Annotated in this window: 24 protein-coding genes; 7 read left to right on the top strand and 17 right to left on the bottom strand. The window is 67.3% G+C overall.

What is annotated here, in order from left to right:
* Nucleotides 1–99 precede the first annotated feature (99 nt).
* From FLQ03_RS17645 to FLQ03_RS17635, 3 genes are read left to right on the top strand one after another with little or no spacing between them, the layout of a single operon-like run.
* The gene (locus FLQ03_RS17645) at nt 100–1,842 is read left to right on the top strand and encodes a ribonucleoside triphosphate reductase (protein ID WP_144371516.1); all 1,743 of its coding nucleotides are present in this window, start codon (nt 100–102) and stop codon (nt 1,840–1,842) included.
* Nucleotides 1,839–2,012 carry an anaerobic ribonucleoside-triphosphate reductase gene (gene nrdD, locus FLQ03_RS19620; protein ID WP_144371515.1) on the top strand — a complete coding sequence of 58 codons (174 nt, stop codon included), beginning with the start codon at nt 1,839–1,841 and terminating at the stop codon, nt 2,010–2,012. Before FLQ03_RS17645 ends, nrdD begins: the two co-directional genes overlap by 4 nt.
* A complete protein-coding gene (locus FLQ03_RS17635) occupies nt 1,975–2,697 on the top strand; it encodes an anaerobic ribonucleoside-triphosphate reductase activating protein (RefSeq protein WP_144371514.1) in 723 nt (240 codons plus the stop codon). Before nrdD ends, FLQ03_RS17635 begins: the two co-directional genes overlap by 38 nt.
* 13 nt (nt 2,698–2,710) lie before the next feature.
* Here FLQ03_RS17635 and FLQ03_RS17630 read toward each other — a convergent pair whose 3' ends face one another.
* The 16 genes from FLQ03_RS17630 to FLQ03_RS17555 all read right to left on the bottom strand — a co-directional run bounded on the left by FLQ03_RS17630 (nt 2,711) and on the right by FLQ03_RS17555 (nt 18,121).
* Nucleotides 2,711–3,391, bottom strand: a complete 681-nt coding sequence (locus FLQ03_RS17630) for a Crp/Fnr family transcriptional regulator (RefSeq protein ID WP_144371513.1) — start codon at nt 3,389–3,391, stop codon at nt 2,711–2,713.
* 137 nt (nt 3,392–3,528) lie between these two features.
* A complete protein-coding gene (locus tag FLQ03_RS17625; protein ID WP_144371512.1) occupies nt 3,529–5,103 on the bottom strand; it encodes a nitrite reductase in 1,575 nt (524 codons plus the stop codon).
* Nucleotides 5,100–6,314 (bottom strand): heme d1 biosynthesis radical SAM protein NirJ, encoded by a 1,215-nt coding sequence (gene nirJ / locus FLQ03_RS17620; RefSeq protein WP_144371511.1) that lies wholly within the window; start codon nt 6,312–6,314, stop codon nt 5,100–5,102. The genes FLQ03_RS17625 and nirJ overlap by 4 nt, the downstream gene beginning before the upstream one ends.
* A 118-nt stretch (nt 6,315–6,432) precedes the next feature.
* Nucleotides 6,433–7,419, bottom strand: a complete 987-nt coding sequence (gene ahbB / locus FLQ03_RS17615; RefSeq protein ID WP_144371510.1) for a siroheme decarboxylase subunit beta — start codon at nt 7,417–7,419, stop codon at nt 6,433–6,435.
* Nucleotides 7,416–8,408, bottom strand: a complete 993-nt coding sequence (gene ahbB / locus FLQ03_RS17610; RefSeq protein WP_144371509.1) for a siroheme decarboxylase subunit beta — start codon at nt 8,406–8,408, stop codon at nt 7,416–7,418. Before ahbB (FLQ03_RS17610) ends, ahbB (FLQ03_RS17615) begins: the two co-directional genes overlap by 4 nt.
* 1 nt (nt 8,409) lies before the next feature.
* Entirely contained in the window at nt 8,410–9,585 is a 1,176-nt protein-coding gene (locus FLQ03_RS17605) for a cytochrome D1 domain-containing protein (RefSeq protein WP_144371508.1), read from the bottom strand.
* Complete coding sequence (locus FLQ03_RS17600; protein ID WP_144371507.1) at nt 9,582–9,947, bottom strand: c-type cytochrome; 366 nt, start codon at nt 9,945–9,947, stop codon at nt 9,582–9,584. The genes FLQ03_RS17605 and FLQ03_RS17600 overlap by 4 nt, the downstream gene beginning before the upstream one ends.
* Nucleotides 9,948–10,037: 90 nt before the next feature.
* On the bottom strand, nt 10,038–10,346 hold the full coding sequence (locus tag FLQ03_RS17595; RefSeq protein ID WP_144371506.1) for a c-type cytochrome: 309 nt from the start codon (nt 10,344–10,346) through the stop codon (nt 10,038–10,040).
* 42 nt (nt 10,347–10,388) lie between these two features.
* On the bottom strand, nt 10,389–12,119 hold the full coding sequence (locus FLQ03_RS17590) for a nitrite reductase (protein ID WP_144371505.1): 1,731 nt from the start codon (nt 12,117–12,119) through the stop codon (nt 10,389–10,391).
* 64 nt (nt 12,120–12,183) lie between these two features.
* The gene (locus tag FLQ03_RS17585; RefSeq protein WP_144371504.1) at nt 12,184–12,408 is read right to left on the bottom strand and encodes a DUF3079 domain-containing protein; all 225 of its coding nucleotides are present in this window, start codon (nt 12,406–12,408) and stop codon (nt 12,184–12,186) included.
* 22 nt (nt 12,409–12,430) lie between these two features.
* Complete coding sequence (locus FLQ03_RS17580) at nt 12,431–14,248, bottom strand: nitric oxide reductase activation protein NorD (protein ID WP_144371503.1); 1,818 nt, start codon at nt 14,246–14,248, stop codon at nt 12,431–12,433.
* Nucleotide 14,249: 1 nt separating this feature from the next.
* On the bottom strand, nt 14,250–15,059 hold the full coding sequence (locus FLQ03_RS17575) for a CbbQ/NirQ/NorQ/GpvN family protein (RefSeq protein WP_144371502.1): 810 nt from the start codon (nt 15,057–15,059) through the stop codon (nt 14,250–14,252).
* Nucleotides 15,056–15,328 carry a cytochrome C oxidase subunit IV family protein gene (locus tag FLQ03_RS17570; RefSeq protein ID WP_144371501.1) on the bottom strand — a complete coding sequence of 91 codons (273 nt, stop codon included), beginning with the start codon at nt 15,326–15,328 and terminating at the stop codon, nt 15,056–15,058. Before FLQ03_RS17570 ends, FLQ03_RS17575 begins: the two co-directional genes overlap by 4 nt.
* A 65-nt stretch (nt 15,329–15,393) precedes the next feature.
* A complete protein-coding gene (locus FLQ03_RS17565) occupies nt 15,394–15,969 on the bottom strand; it encodes a cytochrome c oxidase subunit 3 (RefSeq protein ID WP_144371500.1) in 576 nt (191 codons plus the stop codon).
* Between the two features lie 230 nt (nt 15,970–16,199).
* Entirely contained in the window at nt 16,200–17,630 is a 1,431-nt protein-coding gene (locus FLQ03_RS17560) for a cbb3-type cytochrome c oxidase subunit I (RefSeq protein ID WP_144371499.1), read from the bottom strand.
* Between the two features lie 65 nt (nt 17,631–17,695).
* Nucleotides 17,696–18,121 carry a c-type cytochrome gene (locus FLQ03_RS17555; RefSeq protein ID WP_144371498.1) on the bottom strand — a complete coding sequence of 142 codons (426 nt, stop codon included), beginning with the start codon at nt 18,119–18,121 and terminating at the stop codon, nt 17,696–17,698.
* A 144-nt stretch (nt 18,122–18,265) separates the two neighbouring features.
* Here FLQ03_RS17555 and cobA point away from each other — a divergent pair, with 144 nt between their 5' ends.
* Nucleotides 18,266–19,069, top strand: coding sequence for a uroporphyrinogen-III C-methyltransferase (cobA, locus tag FLQ03_RS17550; RefSeq protein WP_144371497.1), 804 nt, complete (start codon nt 18,266–18,268; stop codon nt 19,067–19,069).
* A 14-nt stretch (nt 19,070–19,083) separates the two neighbouring features.
* Here the strand turns inward: cobA and FLQ03_RS17545 are convergent, their stop codons facing one another.
* On the bottom strand, nt 19,084–19,302 hold the full coding sequence (locus FLQ03_RS17545; RefSeq protein ID WP_144371496.1) for a DUF2249 domain-containing protein: 219 nt from the start codon (nt 19,300–19,302) through the stop codon (nt 19,084–19,086).
* 232 nt (nt 19,303–19,534) lie between these two features.
* Here FLQ03_RS17545 and FLQ03_RS17540 point away from each other — a divergent pair, with 232 nt between their 5' ends.
* The 3 genes from FLQ03_RS17540 to FLQ03_RS17530 are packed head-to-tail and all read left to right on the top strand — an operon-like array spanning nt 19,535 to nt 21,577.
* Entirely contained in the window at nt 19,535–19,930 is a 396-nt protein-coding gene (locus FLQ03_RS17540; protein ID WP_144371495.1) for a ribonucleotide reductase subunit alpha, read from the top strand.
* A 19-nt stretch (nt 19,931–19,949) separates the two neighbouring features.
* A complete protein-coding gene (moaA, locus tag FLQ03_RS17535; RefSeq protein ID WP_144371494.1) occupies nt 19,950–20,924 on the top strand; it encodes a GTP 3',8-cyclase MoaA in 975 nt (324 codons plus the stop codon).
* Nucleotides 20,925–20,926: 2 nt separating this feature from the next.
* On the top strand, nt 20,927–21,577 hold the full coding sequence (locus FLQ03_RS17530) for a carbonic anhydrase (RefSeq protein ID WP_144371493.1): 651 nt from the start codon (nt 20,927–20,929) through the stop codon (nt 21,575–21,577).
* Nucleotides 21,578–21,603: the final 26 nt, after the last annotated feature.

The following is a 21,603-nucleotide window of genomic DNA, read 5'->3' as shown; positions in this document are numbered from 1 at the left end:
ACACCGTGGCTTGATGGCGATCAAGAAAACAATATCTTGAGATATACACACGAAAAACAACTAGATATTGTTTCGCCATCGCTTCAGGAGGTATGCAAAATGCATTCAACACCCCTCGCCGCCGGCCACGTGGACGCCGTGAGCACCGTGCGGGAATACCTGAGCCGCGCCGACTGGCGGGTACAGGCCAACGCCAACCAGGGCTACAGCCTGGGCGGCATGATCCTCAACATGGCGGGCAAGCTCAGCGCCGAATACTGGCTGAACGCCGTGTTCAGCGCCGACGCCGCCCAGGCCCACCGCCACGGCGACCTGCACATCCACGACCTGGACATGCTGTCCGGCTACTGCGCCGGCTGGTCGCTGCGCACGCTGCTGCAGCTGGGGTTTTCCGGCGTGGGCGGCAAGGTGGAATCGGCACCGCCGCGCCACCTGTCCAGCGCCTGCGGCCAGATCGTCAACTTTCTGGGCACGCTGCAGAACGAGTGGGCCGGCGCGCAGGCGTTCAGCTCGTTCGACACCTACCTGGCACCGTTCATCCGCAAGGACGGGCTGGGCTACCCGCAGGTGCGGCAGTGCCTGCAGGAGCTGGTGTACAACCTGAACGTCCCCAGCCGCTGGGGCACGCAAACACCGTTCACCAACCTCACCTTCGACTGGGTCTGCCCCGACGACCTGCGCGAGCAGATTCCGGTGATCGGCGGCGAGGACATGCCGTTCCGCTACGGCGACTGCGCCGCCGAGATGGCCATGATCAACCGCGCCTTCATCGAGGTGATGCTGGCCGGCGACGCCCGTGGCCGCGCGTTTACCTTCCCCATCCCCACCTACAACATCACCCGCGATTTCGACTGGTACGGCCCCAACACCGAGCAGCTGTTTGCCATGACCGCCAAGTACGGCCTGCCCTACTTCCAGAACTTCGTGAACTCCGACCTGCAGCCGCACATGGTGCGCAGCATGTGCTGCCGCCTGCAGCTGGACCTGCGCGAGCTGGCCAAGCGTGGTAACGGCCTGTTCGGCAGCGCCGAGCAAACCGGGTCGGTGGGTGTGGTGACCGTCAACTGCGCGCGGCTGGGTTACCTGCACGCCGGCGACGAAGCCGCGCTGCTGGCCGCCACCGACCGCCTGCTGGCGCTGGGCAGCCAGGTGCTGGAAGCGCGCCGCCGCGTGGTGCAACAGCACATCGACGCCGGGCTGTACCCGTACACCAAGCATTACCTGGGCAGCCTGCGCAACCACTTCTCCACGCTGGGGGTAAACGGCATCAACGAGATGATCCGCAACTTCAGCGCCGGGCAAGACGACATCAGCAGCGACAGCGGCCATGCCTTTGCCTGCCGCTACCTGGACCATATCCGCCAGCGCATCGTGGCCATCCAGCACGACACCGGCCACCTGTACAACCTGGAAGCCACGCCGGCCGAAGGCACCACCTACCGCTTTGCCCGCGAAGACCGCAAGCGCTACCCCGGCATATTGCAGGCCGGCAGCGCCGACAAGCCGTACTACACCAACTCCAGCCAGCTGCCGGTAGGCCACACCGACGACCCGTTTGCCGCGCTGGCGCACCAGGAGGCGCTGCAATCGCGCTATACCGGCGGCACCGTGCTGCACCTGTACATGACCGAGGCGGTGTCCAGCGCCGACGCCTGCCGCCAGCTGGTGCGGCGGGCGCTGGAAAACTTCCGCCTGCCCTACATCACCATCACCCCCACGTTTTCCATCTGCCCGCAACACGGCTATCTGTCCGGCCGCCACGAATTCTGCCCGCGCTGCGACGCCGAGCTGCTGGCGCGCCAGACCGCCGCTGCGGCCAACCCTGAAGGAGCCATCGCATGACCCAGCCTATCCCCGACACCCCCCGCCCGCAACTGGACGACAGCGAACGCACCCGCTGCGAAATCTGGACCCGCGTGATGGGCTACCACCGCCCGGTAGCCTCGTTCAATACCGGCAAACAAGGCGAATTCGATGAACGCCGCCACTTCGACGAACCCGGACGCCGCTAGCGCGCGGCTGGGCGGCTGGCAGCCGTTTTCGGCCTGCGATTGGCCGGGGCGGCTGTGTGCGGTGGTGTTTCTGGCCGGCTGCCCGTGGCGCTGCGGCTATTGCCACAACCCGCACCTGCTGACGCGGCAAGCCGGCAGCGCCGACTGGCCGCGCTTTCTGGCTTGGCTCTCGCAGCGGCGCGGCCTGCTGGACGGGGTGGTGTTTTCCGGCGGCGAACCGCTGCAGGAGCCGGCCCTGCCGCAGTTGCTGGCTGCGGTACGGTCTATGGGCTTTGCCACCGGCCTGCACACCGGCGGCAGCCACCCGCCAAGGTTGGCCGCCGTCTTGCCGCTGCTGGACTGGGTAGGGCTGGATATCAAGACACTGCCGCCGCACTACGCGGCGCTGACCGGCGTGGCCGGCAGCGGCCAGCGCGTGCAGCACAGCCTGTCGCTACTGCAAGCCAGCGGCGTGGCGTTTGAATGCCGCAGCAGCATCCACCCGCAGTGGCACACGCCGCGCACCTTGCAACGCATGGCGGCGTGGCTGGCCGGCCGTGGCGTACGGCATTACCACTGGCAGCTGCTGCGGCCGCCGCCGGAGGCGACGGCCCACTGGCAGCCTGCGCCACCCGGCTGGCCCGGCGCGGCGCTGCTGGCCGACACCGCCGCCCGCTTTGACAACTTCAGCCTGCGGGGCGGCTAGCGCCGGCCCCTGCTCAGGCGTGGCCGTCCTGCTGCAGGCCGGCCACATCGCACAACACGATGTCGCGGCCCTGCACGTCGATCAGGCCTTCGTCTGCCAGCTGGTGCAGCATGCGCGAGAAGGTTTCCGGGGTGAGATTGAGGCGGGAAGCGATCAGGTTCTTGTTGACCGGCAGGTGTACCACGGTGCCGTCGGCCTGCGCCGGCGCCTGCTGCAGCAGATAGCTGGCCACGCGCTGGCGCGAGCTTTCCACCGAGTAGCGTTCCACGTCGCGCACCATGCTGTGCAAGCGCAGCGACAAGCCGGCCAGCATGCGGCGGGCAAAACCGGGGTCGGTGGCCAACGCACCCATGATGACGTCGGCACTGACGTGCAGCAGCAGGCCGTCTTCCAGGAACTGCGCCATCACCGGGCACGGCCGGTTCAGGAACATCACTGCCTCGGCAAAGCTCTGCCCGGGGTGCAGGATTTCCATCACCTTTTCCTGGCCGTTCTGCGCCGTCAGCGCCAGCTTGACCTTGCCGAACACCACCACGTACATGCCGTCGCAAGGGTCGCCCTTCTGGAAAATCACCTGCCCCTTCTGGCCGCGCACCTCGCGGGTGCCCGGCACCAGTGCGGCGCGCTGCGCCGGCGACAATTGCTGGAACAGCGGCTGGTGCTGCAGGAAGGCACCGACGTCGATCTGGCTCATGATGTGGCCCCCACAAGACAAAGCGGCAGCCTAGCGCAGGCGGCCACCATCGCGGCATCGGCCAGAAGACCTAGACCGAAAAGCCGGAGCACGCCGCAGCCCCGAGGCGGCCAACAGACGGCACCTTGGCCGCTACGCTAATGGCTGGTGCCGTCCGAGCGGTTGATCTTGTTGTAAACGTTGTATTTGCCGATCGGCTTGTTCATCGGCAGGCTGGCCACCTCGGCCAGGGTGCCGGCGTCCAGCACCACCAGCTCGCCCGGGCTTTCCATGATGCTCAGCAGAACGTAGCGGCCATCGCGGGTGAACTCGACGTGGGCGTTGGTCTTGCCGGGGCGCACGCTCAGGGTTTTCACCAGCTGCAAGGTGCGCTTGTCGATGATGCCCAGCGTGTCCTTGCGCGGCGACATCATGGCGTCCACCCAGGCGTAGGGCGAATTTTCGTGGCTGCGCAGAAAAAAACCCGGCCCCGGTGTGGCAATCTGGCTCACCAGCTGCCAACGGTACATGTCGATCACCGTTACCTTGCCGCCTTTCAGGTTGGGCGTGGCCATCAGGCGCTGGCCGTCGCGCTCGAAGGTAATGCCCGAACCCAGGTGCGGCATGCCGTCCAGCACCAGGTCGGCCACTTTCACGCCGGTATCCAGCTGGATGACCTCGGCGCGGCCCTCGCGCGACGCCGCCATCACGTGGCGGTAAGCCGGGTCGAAAAAGAAGTCGTCCAGCACCATGTCCAGCGCGGTGACACGCGGCTGCAGGAAACCCGGCAGCGCCACACCCTCGCCCATGCGGTAGTCGTGCACCATACCGGGGTAGACCGGCGCCGCCTGCGGGTTGTAGCTGATCTCCCATAATTCGGCGCTGTCTTTCAGCGCCACGATAAAGCTCTGCCGCGGCGCGGCATCGTACACCGCCGACACCCGTGACAGCCGGCCGTGGCGGTCGCTTACCGGCCAGGTCTGGCGCGGCGTCAGGCCGTGTGCGTCCAGCAGCACCAGCGTTTCCGGCAGCGTATTGCCGGCCAGCACCCAGCGCCCGTCGGCCGATACCGCCAGGTTGCGCGTATTCAGGCCGACGCGGATTTCGGCCACCATGCGCTGGCTGTACAGGTCGTACTGGCTGACCCAGCCGTCGCGGCTGGCGAAGTAGACAAAGCGGCCGTCGGGCGAAAACTTGGGCCCGCCGTGCAGGGCAAAGCGGCTCTGGAAGCGTGCCAGCCGCGTGAAGTGGTCGCCGTCCACCACCGACACATGGTGATCGCCCGCCTCCACCACCACAAACAGGTTATGCGGGTCTACCCCGGCCGGCAGCTGCGCGCTGGCGGGCAGGCTGGCTTCTGCCACGTACTGCACGCGGGACGCGGCCATGTCGGCGGCCGTCCACTGCGGCGGCTGGGCCGGGGCAGTAGCCAGCCAGGCGGCCAGCTGCGCCAGTTCGGCGTCGTCGATACGGCCAGCAAACGCCGGCATCTGGGTAGCGGCCCGCCCATCGCGCAGTATGGCCAGGACCTCGCCCGGCTTCAGCCGCTCCAGGCTTTGCAGCAGCAGCGCCGGGCCCATGCCGCCCAGCCGGTCGGCACCGTGGCAGGCCTGGCAATGCTGGTCGTACAGCGCAGCGGCGCGGGCGCCCGTGGCAGGCGTGGCCGGGCTGGCTGCCCACAGTGGCGCAGCCAGCAGCCAGGCTAGCGTGGCGGCAAGGTGGCGGGCGCTCATGATTGCACCTCGCGTTGCAGCGTGAGCGGCCGTTGCCACGGCGACAGCGCTGGCAGCGGGTAGGCGCCGTCGGGCACGCCGATTTCGGCATCGTGCAGGTAGCAGCCGGGGTCGGCCTGCCAGAAATCGCCGCTCAGCTCCCAGGCGCGGATGCGGGTATTGCCGTTGCAGATGGCCAGGTGCCGGCACGCCCCGCAGCGCCCCGCCACCGGCCGCGGCCGTTGCCGCAGCCCGGCCAGCAAGGGGTTGGCCGCGTCGGCCCAGATGGCCGAAAACGGCCGCTGCCGCACATTGCCCAGCGACACTTTCCACCACATGGTGTCCGGGTGCACATTGCCCAGGTTATCGATATTGGCCACCCCTACGCCGCTGGCGTTACCGCCCCATTGCTGCAGGCGGGCCGCCAATGCATCCGCTTGTAGCGGATAGTGCCGGCGCGCCCACTGCAGCAGGTAGACGGCATCGGCGTCGTTGTTGCCGGTAACGAAATCCTTTTGCCGCCCGGCGCGCACGTGGCCCAGCGCGGCGTCGATCAGCAAGTCCAGCGCCCAGCGGGTACGCTGGTGGCGCGCGTCGCCGTCGCGGTGCTTGTTGCCACGGCCGGCGTAATTGAGGTGCGAAAAGTAGAACTTGTCGATGCCTTCGTCGGCCACCAGCTGCAGCAACGCCGGCAGGTCGTGGGCATTGCCTTCGGTCATGGTGTAGCGCACACCCACCTTCATGCCAGCATCGCGCAGCAGGCGGATAGCCGCTAGTGAGCGGTCGTAAGCCCCTGCCAGCCGCCGGAAGTGGTCGTGGGTGGCGCCAATGCCATCCAGGCTGACGCCAACGTAGTCGTAGCCCGTTTCGGCAATGCGGCCAACGTTGGCCGCGTCCACCAGCGTACCGTTGCTGGACAAGCCCACGTAGAAGCCCATCGCCTTGGCGCGCTGCCCCAGCTGGTGAATGGCCGGGTGCAGCAGCGGTTCGCCACCGCTGAGAATCAGCACCGACACGCCACAGGCTTTCAGGTCGTCCATTACCGCGTACAGCTCGTCCAGCGACAGCTCGCCGGCAAAGTCGCGGTCGGCGCTGGTGGCGTAGCAGTGCTGGCAGGTAAGGTTGCAACGGCGCAGCAGGTTCCAGATCACCACCGGGCCGGCCGGGCGGCGCGCCGGCGGCAAGGGGGCGGGATGCAACAAAGTATGCAGGTAATGGCTGAGGCGCAGCATGGCAGGCTCCGCGGATGACAATGGCCTCATGCTCTGCCTGGCGGGGTGCCGGCTCCTTGATGGCTATCAAGCCTTTCCGGACCGGTGCCCAGCCGTGCGGCCAGGCCGGGCACCTACCCTACACCCGCAAGCCGGTCTTCTTGAGGATACGGCTCGAAAACAGCACCTGATGGTCGCCACAGGCCGCGCCCAACAAGCAGCGCAGCCGGTTTACCGTGGCCGTCACCTGCGCGTGGCTGGCGCCGTGGCACATGGCAAACAGGTTGTAGCGCCAGGACGGCAGCTGCCGCGCGCGGCGGTAACAATGGCTGACCTCCGGCTGCGCCCCCAGCAGTGTGCCCAGTGCGTCCACCGCCGCGTCGTCCACATCGAACACCGCCATGCCGTTGGCGCCATAGCCCAGCGCGTAGTGGTTGGGCACCACGCCGATACGGCGGATCACCCCGCCCGCCAGCAAGGCTGCCAGCCGCCGGCAGGCCTCGCCCGGCGCCAGCTGGCAGCCGGCCTCCAGCGCTGCCCACGGCGCGTCCAGCAGCGGCAAGCCGGCCTGGGTGGCGCGAATCAGCCGCCAGTCGGCGTCGTCCAGCACCGGCGGTGGCGTGTCGGTAACGGTGGCCGCCTGCCGCCCTACCGCGCTGTCGCCGCCGGGCAGCAACTGCATGCCCACGTAGTACTCGCGCAGCTTGGGAAAGCCATACACCGGCAAGCCGGTGTCGGCCTGGATGCGGGCCATCGCCTCGGCCAGGTCCGCCTGACTGGTGGTAGCCAACACGAACCACATATTCAACGCGTGCTCGCGCCGGTAGTTGTGCGCCACCGCCGGCAGGGCGTTGACCTGCGCCGCCACCGCGTCGTAGCGCGCTTCGGGCACCGCCAGCGCCGCCAGCAGGAAGCAGCCGCCCATGCGTTCTATCTGGTACAAGGGGCCGAAACGGGTCAGCACCCCGCGTTGCAACAGTGCGGCCAGGCGTTGTTGCAGTTGGCTGCCGCTGAGGCCCCAGCGCTGGCCGGCTACCTCGTACGGGGCATCCTGCAACGGAAAGCCGCCCTGCAAGCCGGCGATGATGGCCGCGTCCAGCGCGTCCAGTGCCAATGGAGAAGTCATGGGGTCAGCAGCCCTTGCTGGTAGCGCGCACCGCGCTGGGTATAACGACGGGTAGACAGCAGCATGGCCGACGGCATGGCGTGCAAGCCGTAATCGGCGTTCAGCCGCCGGTAGTGTGCCGCCGCCTCGTCGCTACTGCGGGCGTGCACCATGCAGAACAGGTTGTACGGCCAGTGCGCCCCCTGCGGTGGGCGGGCGTAGCACAGGGTGACGGCAGCATCGGCGGCCAGTTGCGTGCCGATGGCGTCGCGTTGCGCGGCAGGCACTTGCCATACGCACATGGCGTTGGCGTGGTAGCCCAGTTCGCGGTGGCGCAGCACAAAGCCGAAACGGCGGATCACGCCGTCGTCCAGCCACTGCTGCAGGCGCTGGCGCACATGCAGTTCGGACAGCCCGCTGGCAGCGGCCAGGGCCAGAAACGGCTGCGGCTGCAGCGGCAAGCCCGGCCCCAGTGCCGCCAGCAGGCGCTGGTCGCTTGCCGCCAGCTGCGGCACGCGCTGCGCTGCCGGCAAGCGCGCACGCCGCGGCGGGCCGTGGCGGCCCAGCGCAAAACCCAGGTCGATGTGGTACTCGCGCTGCAGCGGCAGGTCCAGCGGCGTCAGGCCGGTCACGCTGGCGATGCGTGCCAGCGCAGCGTCCAGCGCCGGGCGGCTATCGGCAGCCAGCACGAACCACAGGTTGTAATGGTGATCGCGCGCGTAGTTGTGGTTGACCTCGGGCTGGGCGCTGACCAGCGCGGCCACCGCGTCCAGCTGCGCCGGCGGCACCGCCAGCGCGGCCAGCGTACTGGCGCCCACGGTATTGGGGGCAAACACGGCCCCCAGCCGGGCCAGCAGGCCTTGCTGCTGCACCAGACGCAGGCGCAACAGCAGTTGGGCTTCGCTGAGGCCGCATTCGTCGGCCAGCAGCGCAAACGGCGCCGCCAGCAAGGGGAAGTCGCGCTGGTAGCGGTCCAGCAACTGCAATAGCGGGTCGTGCGGCTGCAGCATGTCACATCCCCATGCGGCCGGCGCGCCAGCTGAAGAAGATCCCAGACGGGTTGGCCGCCGGCAGTACGGCACGCACGGCCAGCGTACGGGTATCGATGACCACCACCTTGTCGTCGTCGCGGCTGGACAACCACACCGCGTCGCCACGAGCGGTGAACTCCATGTGCAGGATGGCGCGCCCCGGCTTCAGCGTGTGCACCACCTGCATGCTGGGGACGTCGATCACCTGCACGGTGTCATTGTGCGGAAAAGCAAAGTTCACCCACACGCGGCGCCCGCCCGGCTCGGCCATCACGAACACCGGCTGGCCGTATACCGCCACCTTGGCCACCGGCTGCCAGCTGCGGCTGTCGGCCACCAGCACCTGCGACTGGCCGATGGCGGGGAAGAACGCATAGTCGCCGGCCAGGCTCCAGCCGCGCAGGTGCGGCATCTTGTACACCGGCAACCTGGCCTCGCCCTGACCGTACCCCGGCAGGATGCGGCGTACACCGGCGTCGGGATGCCAGGTGTCCAGCAAGGCCAGGCCGTCCTCGCCGAACAGGCCGGCGATGTAGTAGCGGCCATCGCTACTGGCCAGGCCGTCGTAAGGCTGCCGCCCGATGCCGCGGTAACGGGTAATGGCCGGCTGACGCGGGTTGGCCGCATCCAGCAGCCAGATTTCGCCGGCGTCAAACAGCGCAAAGGCAAAGCGGTTGCCCGGCAGGTCAGCCAGGCCCACTACGCGCGACGGCTGCCCGGCAGCATCCTGCGCCGGGATGTCCGCCAGCAGCGCCAGTGTGTCGGCGTCGAACAGCTTCACCCCGCCGGGGCTGTAGTTCTGTGCCGCCACGATGCGGCCATCGCTGGAAATGGCCCCGCCAATGCTGTTGCCGGCCTGCATCACACGGGCCTGCAAGGTGCCGGTGAGCAGGTCCACTTTGGACAGGCCGCCGTCGCGGGCAAACACGTAGACATAGCGGGCATCACGGCTATACACCAGCGACGCGTGCGACAGGTCGCCCAGGCCGCTGACGCGCGCCAGGCTGGCTGGCGGCTGTTGCTGCACCACCTGCAGGCTGCCGGCGGCACGTTCGATCACCACCCCCAGGTCGCCGCTGCCGCGTAGCGTGGGGGTGGCACAGCCGGCCAGCACAGCGGCGGCCAACAGGGGGATCAGCAAGAATCGCAGCGTCATCGCGGGGGGTCCTGTTGCAAGAGTTCAACCAGCCAGCGGGCTTCCTGCTCGCTGATGAAGGGCCGCCACGGCGGCATGGCGGTACCGGGGCGACCGTCGAGAATGGTGGCCACCAGGCTATCGGCCGGCTTGCCCGCCAGCGCGGCGGCGGTGAGCGGGCTGCCCAGCCCGCCCTGTCGCGTCAGGCCGTGGCAGGCGCCGCAGTCTTCGCGCAGCAGGTGCAGCAGTGCCTGGCGTCGGGCCGCCTCCGGCGGCGGGACGGGGGATGCCGGCACCGCCTCGCTGGCAAATAGCAGCGCACAGGCCAGCAGCATCAGGATGAGGCCAATCAGGCCACCCGGTTTGTACGGTGGCATCGTCATGACAAAACTCCGGCTAACGCGGGCCGGGCCGGCCCGCGCAAGGTTGGCCGCCACGCCGCCATACCAGTACCGGTTGGCGGCGCGGGGGGCTTACTGCGACAGCACCCACTTCACCAACACCTTCAGGTCGGCGTCCGGCACTTGCGGGTTGGGTGACATCGGCACCGGGCCGAAGCTGCCGGCGCCGCCCTTCTTCACTTTCTCTTCCAGCTTGGCCTGCACGTTCTGGCCCTTGTACTTGCTGGCGATATCCTTGAACGACGGGCCGACGACTTTCTTGTCTACGCTGTGGCAGGCCAGGCAGTTGTACTTCTTGGCCAGTTCCGGCGAGGCCTGGGCGGAGGTGGCCAGCAGCAGGCCGGCAGACAGCAGCATGGCGGTAAGCAGAGGGGTTTTCATATTGGCTCCCTGGGCGGGCCGCAGCCCGCCGTGATGGTTGGATCAGTAAACGTCGTGCTGGGTGTTGAACACGTTGAACTTGCCGGTCGGCGTAATCAGGCGCTTGTCCTTGATGACGGCCTTGCACTGGCGGGTCTTGTCGTTGACCACCACGATGGCCGACTGCTTGTTCTTGGCGCTCCACACCGAGAACCACACTTCGTCACCGGCCTTGTTGTACTCCGGCTGCACCACGCGCTTGGCACCGTCATCGTCCAGGCCGGCACACGCGGCGATGTCGATCACTTGCGGCGGCTTGTCCAGCTGGCGGATGTCGTACACCGCCACGCTCTGGCTGACCTTGGCGTCGGGGTTAAGCGGGGTATCCACCCACAGGTTGCTGGATTTCGGGTGCGTCTTGATGAACAGCGAACCGCCGCCCTGCCCTTTGAAGGTGGCAACGGCCTTCCACGCGTACTGCGGGTGTTTCACCGGGTCGGTGCCGATCAGCGTCACGTCGTCGCTGCCCAGGTGCGAGGTGCTCCATACCGGGCCGTACTTGGGATGCACGAAGTTGGCCCCGCGCCCCGGGTGCGGAATCTTGCCCACGTCTACCAAGGCCGCCAGCTTGTCGGTCTTGGTATCCACCACCGCAATCTTGTTGGAGGCGTTAGCCGCCACCAGGAAATAGCGGCCGCTGCTGTCGAAACCACCGTCGTGCAGGAACTTGGCCGAATCGATGGTGGTGGTTTTCAGGTTGGTCAGGTCGCTGTAATCCACCATCATGATCTTGCCGGTTTCCTTGGCGTTGACCACGAACTCGGGGCGGTAGTGGCTGGCCACGATGGACGCCACGCGCGGCTCGGGGTGGTACTCGTTGTCCACCGTCATGCCACGGGTGGACACGATCTTGCGCGGCTGCAACGTGTCGCCGTCCATGATCACGAATTGCGGCGGCCAGTAGGTGCCGGCCACGGCGATCTTGTCTTCGAAGCCCTTGTACTTGGAGGTTTCCACCGAGCGCGCTTCCAGCCCCACTTTCACCTCGGCCACGTTGTCCGGTTTGGGCAGCCACAGGTCGATCAGGTTGAGGCGCGCGTCGCGGCCGATCACGTACAGGTAGCGGCCGGACTTGGACAGCCGCGAGATGTGTACCGCGTAGCCGGTCTTGACGATGTTGATGATCTGCTTGCTGTCGCCGTCGATCAGCGCCACCTCGCCGCTGTCGCGCAGCGTCACCGAGAACAGGTTGTCGAGGTTGTAGTTGTTCATCTTGCGTGTCGGGCGCTTGTCAACCGGCAGGTAGACCTTGCGCGACTTCTCGATGTCGGCCAGCGAAAACTCGGGCGGCGTCGGCGGCTCCTGCTGGATGTAGCGCGCCATCAGGTCCACGTCCTGCTCGCTCATCTCGCCGGAGGTCTGCCAGTTGGGCATGCCGGCCGGGCTGCCGTAGGCGATGAAGATCTTCAGGTAGTCGGTGCCCTTGCCCAGGGTGATGTCGGGCGTCAGCGGCTTGCCGGTGGCCCCCTTGCGCAGCACGCCGTGACAGCCGGCGCAGCGTTCGAAATAGATCTGGCGGGCGCGGGTGAACTCCGCCTTGGTCATCGGCGGCGCTTTGGGGTTGAGGTTCTGGTGCATTTCCTCGCCGGCCAGTGGCGAGCCACCGGCCTGGTAGGCGGTTTCGGCCGGGGTGACCGCCTTGGTCACGGCGTCGGCGTACGCCAGCGAGGCGGCCAACGGCAGGCCGGCCAGCAAGATACCCTGTAACAGGGTGCGGGTCCTGAAGCTTGTCATGATGCTCTCCATCACGCTATGAGGGAATTCATGCGTGCATCATCCGCCCCGCCTCAGCACATCATCATTGATTCGAATCAACGCTTTCCAGACCGGTAAACCGCGCCAGCTCTTCGGTGCTGAAGCCCCAGTCGCCGTGCAGGAACCAGTCGTCACCCAGCAGCTCGGCCGGGTGCTGGGTACGGCCGCAGCCGTTGCCGCATTGCAGGTCGTTGGCCGCACAATACTTGTCGCAGCCCCAGCACAGGCGTTCGGGATGGGCGGGATGAATGGGGAATTTGCGGCGCATGGCACACTCCGGTACACGGGTTTCAGGCAGTCAGGCTGGCGTACAGGCTGGTCAGCACCTGGGGCAGGCGGCGAGCGTCGTGCACCACGCTGTAACCGCGTTTGCCGAACAGGTGCGGCAAGTAATCGCCGGCCTCGCGGTCGACGGTGACACAAAACGGAATCAGCCCGGCGCGGCGTGCTTCCAGCACCGCCTGGCGGGTGTCTTCCACGCCGTAGCGGCCTTCGTAGTGGTCCAGGTCGTTGGGTTTGCCGTCGGACACGATCAGCAGCAAGCGGCGCTGGGCCGGCTGCTGCAACAGGATGGTGGTGGACTGGCGGATGGCGGCGCCCATGCGGGTGTAGTAACCCGGGCGAATGGCCAGAATGCGCCCGCGTGCGGCATCGTCGTAGGGCTCGCCAAAGTCTTTCAGCAGCAGGTAGCGCACCTCGCTGCGCCGCAGTGACGAAAAGCCGTACAGGCCGAAGGCGTCGCCGCAGGCCGCCAGTGCTTCGGCAAACAGCAGCAGGCTGTCGCGGATGACATGAATCACCTGCCCGGCCTCGCCCAGCCAGCTTTCGGTAGACAGCGACAGGTCGGCCAGCAGCAGGCAGGCCATGCTGCGCCCGGCGGGCGGCCACGCCTGGTACAACGGCGGTTCGGCCACGGCCACACCGCTGCGTTGCTCGGCCAGGAAGCGGATGATGCGGTCCAGGTCCAGGTCCGGCCCGCTGGCTTCGCCGCTTTTGCGGCTGCGCTCGGGTGACAAGGCCTGGAATTGCCGCCGCAAACGCCGGGCAGCCGCCTGCAGTTTGTCCGGCAACGGTGCCGGGCTGGCGTCACGCGGCAGCATCGGCTGCAAGCGGCAGTGCTCGGCCACCAGCCGCTCGCGGCGGTAGTCCCATTCCGGCAGCAGCAAACCGTCGCCCAGCGGCGTGTCATCGTAGGCGGCGGCCGGCAGGTCGAGGTCAAACTTCAGCCGGCTGGCGCGGGTCTTGCCGTCGCGGCTGACGGTGAGACAGTCCATGTCTTCGGCGGCGGCGCCGTCGTCGGGTTCATCCTCGTCCTGGTGACGGTTGACGCGCACGTAGTCGTCCCAGGTAAAGATGCTTTCGGCGCGAAACTGCAACAGCATGCCGTTCTTGCGGTCGTCGGGGTTGTCGCGGCGGGCACGGTAACGGCGCCGGGCCTTGCCGTCGCGGCTGCACCCATCGCCCTGCTCCGGCTGCTGGCCATCGTCCTGGTTGGCCGCAGCGGCAGACGGGGGCGACGGGTGCAGCCACAGCGGCACCGGCTGCGGTGGCGGGCTGCCGGCGGGCAAAGCGGTTGCTGTGCCCGGCTGCAGCAAGGCGTGGCGGATGGCCTGCTCGGCAGCCAAGGCCGGCGCCGCAGCCGGCCAGTTGCGCAGCGGCAGCAAGGCGGCTACCAGCCGCTGGTACAGGCTGGCCAGCCCCGGCATGGCCGCCAGGCAGCGCGCAGCAGCCTCGCCGTTACGCTGCAGCCAGTCACCTTGCCCCGGCGGCTGGGCCGCCAGCGCCATCAGCCAGAAGTACAGACCGCGGTTGAGTTCGGCATCCGGGTACAGGTCGATGCGCTCGGGCAGGTACAGCGCCTGGCCGTCACGCCAGGCCAGTTCGACGTGGGTGTCGGTGCCGGCCAGACGGGCCAGCCAGCGCCGGCGCGCGCCGTGGGCGGTGCCCACCGCGCTGCGCACCGCCAGCCCGGGGTCGCCCCCCATGGCGCGAAAGAACAGCAGCGCCTGCGGTGCCACGTCATCCAGCAGCACCGCCGCCTGCGGGTAGCCCGGGTAGGCGGCACGGCGTACCAGCCGGTCCCACCAGCTGCCGACAAGGTCTTCCATCTCAGGCTCCGAACTGGGTATCCACCACCGCCATCAGCGCGGCCAGCGTATCCGGCTCGTCCGATAACGGCTCCACCAGCGCCACGCGGCAGGCGGTACGGGCGGCCATGCCACTGGCGACGAGTTTGGCGGCGTACACCAGCAGGCGGGTACTGACCGCTTCGTCCAGGTGATAACCGCCCAAGCGACGCAACTGGGCGGCCAGCGCCACCAGCCGGCGCGCCAGCGCTTCGTCGGCGCCGCCCTCTTCGCGCAGCACGGTCAGCTCTACCGCCGGCGGCGGGAAGTCGAACGCCAGCGCCACGAAGCGCTGCCGGGTGGAGGGCTTCAGCGTTTTCAACACGTGCTGGTAGCCGGGGTTGTACGACACCACCAGCATGAAACCGGGCGGTGCGGCCAACTGTTCGCCGGTACGTTCGATGGGCAGGATGCGGCGGTCGTCGGTGAGCGGGTGCAGCACCACGGTGGTGTCCTTGCGCGCTTCTACCACTTCGTCCAGGTAGCAGATGCCGCCAGCGCGAACGGCACGGGTAAGCGGGCCGTCGCACCACTGGGTATCGCCGGCGGCAATCAGGTGGCGGCCTACCAGGTCGGCCGCCGACAGGTCATCGTGGCAGGACACGGTAAACAGCGGCAGACCCAGCCGGGCGGCCATGTGCGCCACGAAGCGGGTTTTGCCGCAGCCGGTGGGGCCCTTGATCAGCAAGGGCAGTTGCTGGCGCCAGGCCGCTTCGAACACCTCGCATTCGTCGGCCAGCGGTTGGTAGAAAGGCAGCGGTGCCGCAGCGGCGGCTCGGTGGGGCGCGTTCATGGCAACTCCGGCAGGAAGGTCAGCAGGATCCCGCCACACACCAGCAGCAGCCAGCCGTGCACGGCTGCACGCAGCCAGAGCGGCGCGCGGCGCAGGCCCATGTAGTGCTCGGCCACCAGCGCGCCCTTCAGCCAGGCGCCGCCTAGCGCCAGTGTCAGCAACAGCGGGCCTGGGGCCAGCGTATCGGCCAGCCGTGCCAGCGCGGCGGTGAGCAGCAGCAAGGCCAGCCACAGGCGCCAGTAAATGCGGTGAAGGTGGGGGGATGTCATGGCGGCAGCCTACCTGTGCCCTGCCGGCGCTGCCTTGATGCGCAATAAGAAAACGCCGCCCGCCCCTAGCGGGCGGTGTACAGCAGGGCGAACAGCACCAGCCACACCAGGTCCACCATGTGCCAGTAAGCGGCGGCGGTTTCCACGCCGTCATGGTTGGCCGCGTAGGCACCCTGCCCGGCACGCCACCACACCGCCGCGACGATCACCATGCCCAGCAGCACGTGCAGGTAATGAAAGCCCGCCAGCGACAGGTAGAACATCCAGAAGCTGTTACTAGACAAGTTGATGCCGGCAGCAAACAGCGCCCCCAGCTCGTGGCCTTTCAGCAGCACGAAGCCGCTGCCGCACAGCAGGCAGGCCAGCAGCCAGCGTCGCCCGGCATGCCCCCGCCCGGCTGCGTAGGCACGGCAGGCATTGAACACGGCGGCGCTGCCGCTGAGCAGCAAGGCGGTATTGGCCAGCGCCCACCCCAGCGGCAGCCCGGCCTGCTGGCGGGCAAACAGTAGTGGCTGCTGCCAGCGGGCGTAAGCGCAGGCGGCAAACAGCAGGCCGAACACGGCCAGCTCCGCCAGAATGAAAAACCACATGGCCAGGTCGCCGGGCACCCGGCGCGGTATGACCGGTATGGCGTGGGACATATCACCTCCACAAAAGGGGCGCGCTGGCGGACGCATGCCGTGCGCGGACAGCGCGGGATGAGGAAGACAAAGGCTGCACCCGGCCGCAAGCCGTGGCGGCAAAACAGAAAAAGGGTGCGCCTCCGCACCCCCTTTATTTGGCGCCCGACGCTGCCTGCGGGCCGGATTGCGCACTCGCGCACCGTGCCGCCCCGGCCTGCAAGCCAGACGCGGCACCACGGCTACCCGGCTTAGCGGGCTTCGTCCTTGCCGACGAAGAAGCTGATGATGTACAGCAGCAGGCCAATGAAGAACACAACGCCGGCCCCTTCACGCAGCCAGTAGAAGAACGCCAGTTTGTCCTGGGTGGCCATGAACGACAGCGGGGTATCGCCCATGCGCTGCATCCACACTTGCAGGATGCCGGCGGCGGTGAGGAACAGCGTGATGAACACCATGGCGATAGTCATCAGCCAGAACGACCACATTTCCACCACCTGGGCGCGGTTGCTGTTGGCTTCGCGGCCGCGCATCAGCGGCATGGCGTAGGAAATCATGGTCATCACCACCATGGCGTAGGCACCGTAGAAAGCCATGTGGCCATGGCTGGCCGTAATCTGCGTGCCGTGGGTCAGGTAGTTCACCGGCGCCAGCGTGTGCAGGAAGCCCCACACGCCCGCCCCCAGGAAGGACATCACGCCGGTACCCAGCGCCCACAGTACGGCGGCCTTGTTGGGGTGCTCGCGGCGACGCTTGTTTACCATGTTGAAGGCAAACAGGGTCATCATGAAGAACGGAATCGGCTCCAGTGCCGAGAACGCCGAGCCCCACACCTGCCAGTAAGCCGGCGTACCGATCCAGAAATAGTGGTGGCCGGTACCGATGATGCCGGTAATCAGCGTCATGGCGATGATCACGTACAGCCATTTTTCGATCACTTCACGGTCCACGCCGGTCACTTTCACCAGCACGAAGGCCAGCATGGCGCCCATGATCAGCTCCCACACGCCTTCCACCCACAGGTGCACCACCCACCACCAGAAGTACTTGTCCAGCACCAGGTTATGCGGGTTGTAGAACGAGAACAGGAAGAAAATCGCCAGCCCCCACAGCCCCAGCATCATCACCATGCTGATACTGGTCTTGCGGCCTTTCAGTACCGTCATGCTGAGGTTGAACAGGAAAGACAGCGCCACCAGCACGATGCCGATCTTGGTAATGGTGGGCTGCTCCAGGAACTCCCGCCCCATGGTGGGCAGCAGATCGTTGCCCGTCATCTGCGCCAGCGTGGCATACGGTACCGCCAGATAACCGACGATGGTCAGCGCGCCCGCCACCAGGAATACCCAGAACGTGGCGATGGCCAGTTTGGGACTGTGCAGTTCGCGTTCCGATTCTTCCGGAATCAGGTAATAACCGGCACCCATGAAGCCGAAAAGCAACCACACGATCAGCAGGTTGGTGTGCACCATGCGCGCCACGTTGAACGGAATGGCCGGAAACAGAAAGTCGCCGATCACGTACTGCAGGCCCATCACCAGGCCAAAAATGATCTGGCCGACAAACAGGCCGATGGCGGCCGTGAAATACGGCTTGGCCACCGCCTGCGAGCGGTACTTGAGCTGGACGTTGGCCGCAGACGGCGTGGCTTGCCGGCCTGCTGCCGAAGCAAGGGATGTCATGTGTTTCTCCCGTTAAGGTAAAGGGCTGGATACGTTGGCCGCACCGGCTGGCACGGTTGGTCCGTCTAGCCTTCGATATTCGGCGGCCAGTTATTGGTGTTGATCTGGCTGCTGTACTTCAGGAACGCCACCAGGTCGTCGATCTGGGCGTCGCTCAGGTGGAAATTGGGCATCTGGCGCCGGCCCGGCGCCCCGGTGGGCTGCGCCTTGATCCAGGCCTTGATGAACTCCGGCCCGCGGCGCTGGTAGACGTTGCCCAGCTCCGGCGCAAAGTAGGCGCCCTCGCCCAGCAAGGTGTGGCAGCCGATACAGTTGTTCACCTCCCACAGCTTCTTGCCGCGCGCTACCTGCTCGGTCAGGTTGGCGCGGTTGTCGCGCTTGGGCAGGGCCTTCACGGTGTCGAACGTCAGTGCGACAAACAGCAGGAAGAAAAACACCGCCCCTCCGTAGAAGATGTTTCGTGCGGTTGACTTGGTAAAACTGGTGCTCATCGCAGCCTCCCATCATGTGTACCGGAACCCCGGCATTCAGGGCGGACTGTACGTTTCGGGGTATCCGGATAGCATTGATTCGAATCAACGATTTCCGGGCGCTGCCCTTCCTACACTGGCAGCCTGCATATCACAGGAGCTGCCATGAACACCGCGCAACCGTTTTCCCATGCTTCCCCGCTTACGGCCGGCGACGTCAGTCTGGTGGGCGCCGGCCCCGGCGACCCGGACCTGCTGACCCTGAAGGCGCTGCGGCGCCTGGCCGAAGCCGACGTGGTGCTGTACGACTTGCTGGTCAGCCCCGACATCCTGGCGCTGGCCAACCGCCAGGCCGAGCTGGTCTGCGTCGGCAAGCGCGCCAGCCGCCATACGCTGCCGCAGGCGGCCATCCACGAACTGATGGTGAGCCATGCGCGCCAGGGCCGGCGCGTGGTGCGGCTGAAAGGCGGCGACCCGCTCTTGTTCGGCCGCGGCGGAGAGGAACTGACGGCACTGGCCGCCGAAGGCATACGCTGTGAAGTGGTACCGGGCATCAGCGCGGCACTGGGCGCCGCCGCCAGCTGCGGCATTCCGCTGACCCATCGCGACTGTGCGCAGGGGGTGACGCTGGTCACCGGCCACCGCCGCGAAGGCGAGCTGGCACTGGACTGGACCCACCGTACCGACTGCAGCGAAACGGTGGTGGTGTACATGGGGCTGGGCGAGGCTGCCGCCATTGCCGGCAGCCTGATGGAACACGGCCGGCTGCCGGGTACGCCGGTGGCGGTGGTGGAAAACGCCACCACACCGCAGCAACGGGTGTGCTGCACCACGCTGGCCGGCCTGGCCGATACCGTACAACGCCAGCAGATCGCACCGCCGGCGCTGTTGCTGATCGGCGAGGTGGTACGGCTCTACCCGCTGCTGGCGCCGGCACTGCGGCGCGAGCTTGCCGCACAGCCGGCCTGAACCGCCGGCCAGGGCTAGCCCGGCAAAGTCAGCGTCAGCTGCACGCCACTGAAGTCGGGCAGCATCTGGCTGTCTACCGCTACCCCCTGTTGCGTCAGCAACGGCAGCAGCGGGGCCGGAAAGTGCGGCAGCACGTAACACAATTGCTGCCGGGGCGCAGCAGCGTCCACCTCGGCCAGGATGATTTCCAGCGGTTGCGGCGGCGTCAGGCCGCGCAGGTCACGGGGCGTCATGGCACACCTCCTGGCTCGGGCAAACAGGCAATATACGGGCAGCAAACATGGCGGGGTTCCCCGGTAAGTGACGATGGCGCAGTATCGCCGCCGCCCGTTGCCGGCTGAATGATACGGATCAAGCTTCCGGCCAGCGGCTACCTCTTTCGGCGTAGCCCACCCCTGCCGACAGCGTATCGGCAAACGCGTGACCGCCGCCTACACTGCCGGCAAACCTCCCGAGGAAGCCGACATGACTGCCATCCACGACTTCAACGGCCTGCTGCAGGCCGCCCGCCAGCAAGCCGCGCCGCAGCGCCTGCTGTTTGCCTTCTGCCAGCGCCGCCTGCACGACGACCACCAGCCCGCCGAAGCCGAACGCTTTGCCGCCGGCGAAGGCGGCATCCTGCAACCGGTACTGTGCGTGGACAAGACCCCCGCCGAGCTGGCCGATTTCGACCGCCTGCAGCACGACGCCGACGCACTGGACCCGCGCTGGGAAGTGGTGTTCGTGGCCGCCATCGACGACAGCAGCAGCGCCGCCGCCGACGGCCCGCTCAAGCGCATGATCCAGACCATCCAGACCGGCGGCGACGTGGCGCGCTACCTGGCGTTCAATCGCGCCGGCCAGCCGCTGCGTTTCCTGTAGGCATTTGAAAGGACCCGTCATGCTGAGCGACCGTTTCGGGCGCAGCGTGGACTACCTGCGCATTTCGGTGACCGACCGCTGCGACCTGCGCTGCACCTACTGCCTGCCTAAAGGTTTCAAGGGTTTCGAGGAGCCGGCCAACTGGCTGACCTTCGACGAAATCGAACGCGTGGTGACGGTATTTGCCCGCCTGGGCACACGCCGCTACCGCCTTACCGGCGGCGAGCCGCTACTGCGCCGCCACCTGCCACAGCTGGCCGCCAGGCTGGCCGCGCTGCCCGGCGTAGACGACCTGTCGCTGACCACCAACGGCACCCAGCTGGCGAGCCAGGCGGAAGCCTTGCACGCCGCCGGTGTGCGCCGGCTGAACGTGAGCCTGGATTCGCTGCGTGACGACTGCGTGCACGGCATTACCGGCAGCCACTGCCTGCAGCAGGTGCTGGACGGGCTGCAAGCCGCCCGCGACGCTGGCTTTGCCAGCATCAAGATCAATATGGTGCCACTGGCCGGCGTCAACGAAGCCGACATCGAGCCGATGGTGGCCTATTGCATCGACAACGGCCTGATCCTGCGCCTGATCGAGGCCATGCCGATGGGCAGTACCGGCCAGCAAACACACGGCGTGGACCTGCAACCGGTGCTGGCGCGCCTGCAGCAGCGCTTCGGCCTGCGGCCAACGTGCAAGACGCTGGGCGGCGGCCCGGCCCGCTACTGGGAAAGCGCCGACGGCCAGTTCACGCTGGGGCTGATCACGCCGCTGTCGCAGCATTTCTGTGCCAGCTGCAACCGCGTACGGCTGTCGGTGGACGGCACGCTGTACCTGTGCCTGGGGCAGGAAGAGCGTTTCGAGCTGCGCCCGCTGCTGCGCGCCGGCTGTAGCGACGCCGAGCTGGAGGCCGCCATCCGCGCCGCCATCGAACTAAAGCCGCAACAGCACACCTTCAACGAAGCCCCCACCCGCGTGGTGCGCTTCATGTCGATGACCGGGGGCTGAGCATGGCACTGGACGACCCGCTGCTGCAGGGCTTTCGCCGCTTCCAGCAACAGTACTTTTCCGCCGACAACCCGGTATACGCCAGCCTGTGCCAGGGCCAGCACCCGGTAACGCTGGTCATTGCCTGTTGCGATTCGCGCGTGCATCCGCCGGCGCTGATGGGCAGCCAGCCGGGCGAGATGTTCGTCATCCGCAATGTGGCCAACCTGGTGCCGCCGTACAGCCCGCACAACGAACATGCCAGCGTGGCGGCGGCGCTGGAGTTTGCCGTGCTGAACCTCAACGTTGGCCGCATCATCGTGATGGGCCATTCCGGCTGCGGCGGCATCCAGGCCCTGCTGCGGCGCAGTACCCCGGCAGACAGCGCCCTCACCCGCTGGCTGGCCATTGCCGAGCCGGCGCGCGAACTGACCTACCGCCACCACGCCGGCGCCAGCGCGGCGGTGCAGGCACGCCAGTGCGAACAGGCGGCCATTCTGGTGTCGCTGAACAACCTGTTGGGCTACCCGTGGCTGGCCGACCGCGTGAAGGCGGGGCAACTGCTGCTGGACGGCTGGTATTTCGACATGCACGAAGGCGCGCTGTGGGGGCTGGACGCCGACAGCCACCGCTTCGTGCCGCTGGTCTGCCCGCTGGCACAGCAGGACGGCTAAGCCTGGCCGGCGGGCAGCGGCGCGGG

The organism is Vogesella urethralis, assembly GCF_007644045.2.
GTDB lineage: Bacteria > Pseudomonadota > Gammaproteobacteria > Burkholderiales > Chromobacteriaceae > Vogesella > Vogesella urethralis.
This window is presented reverse-complemented; position numbering and strand designations above follow the sequence as displayed.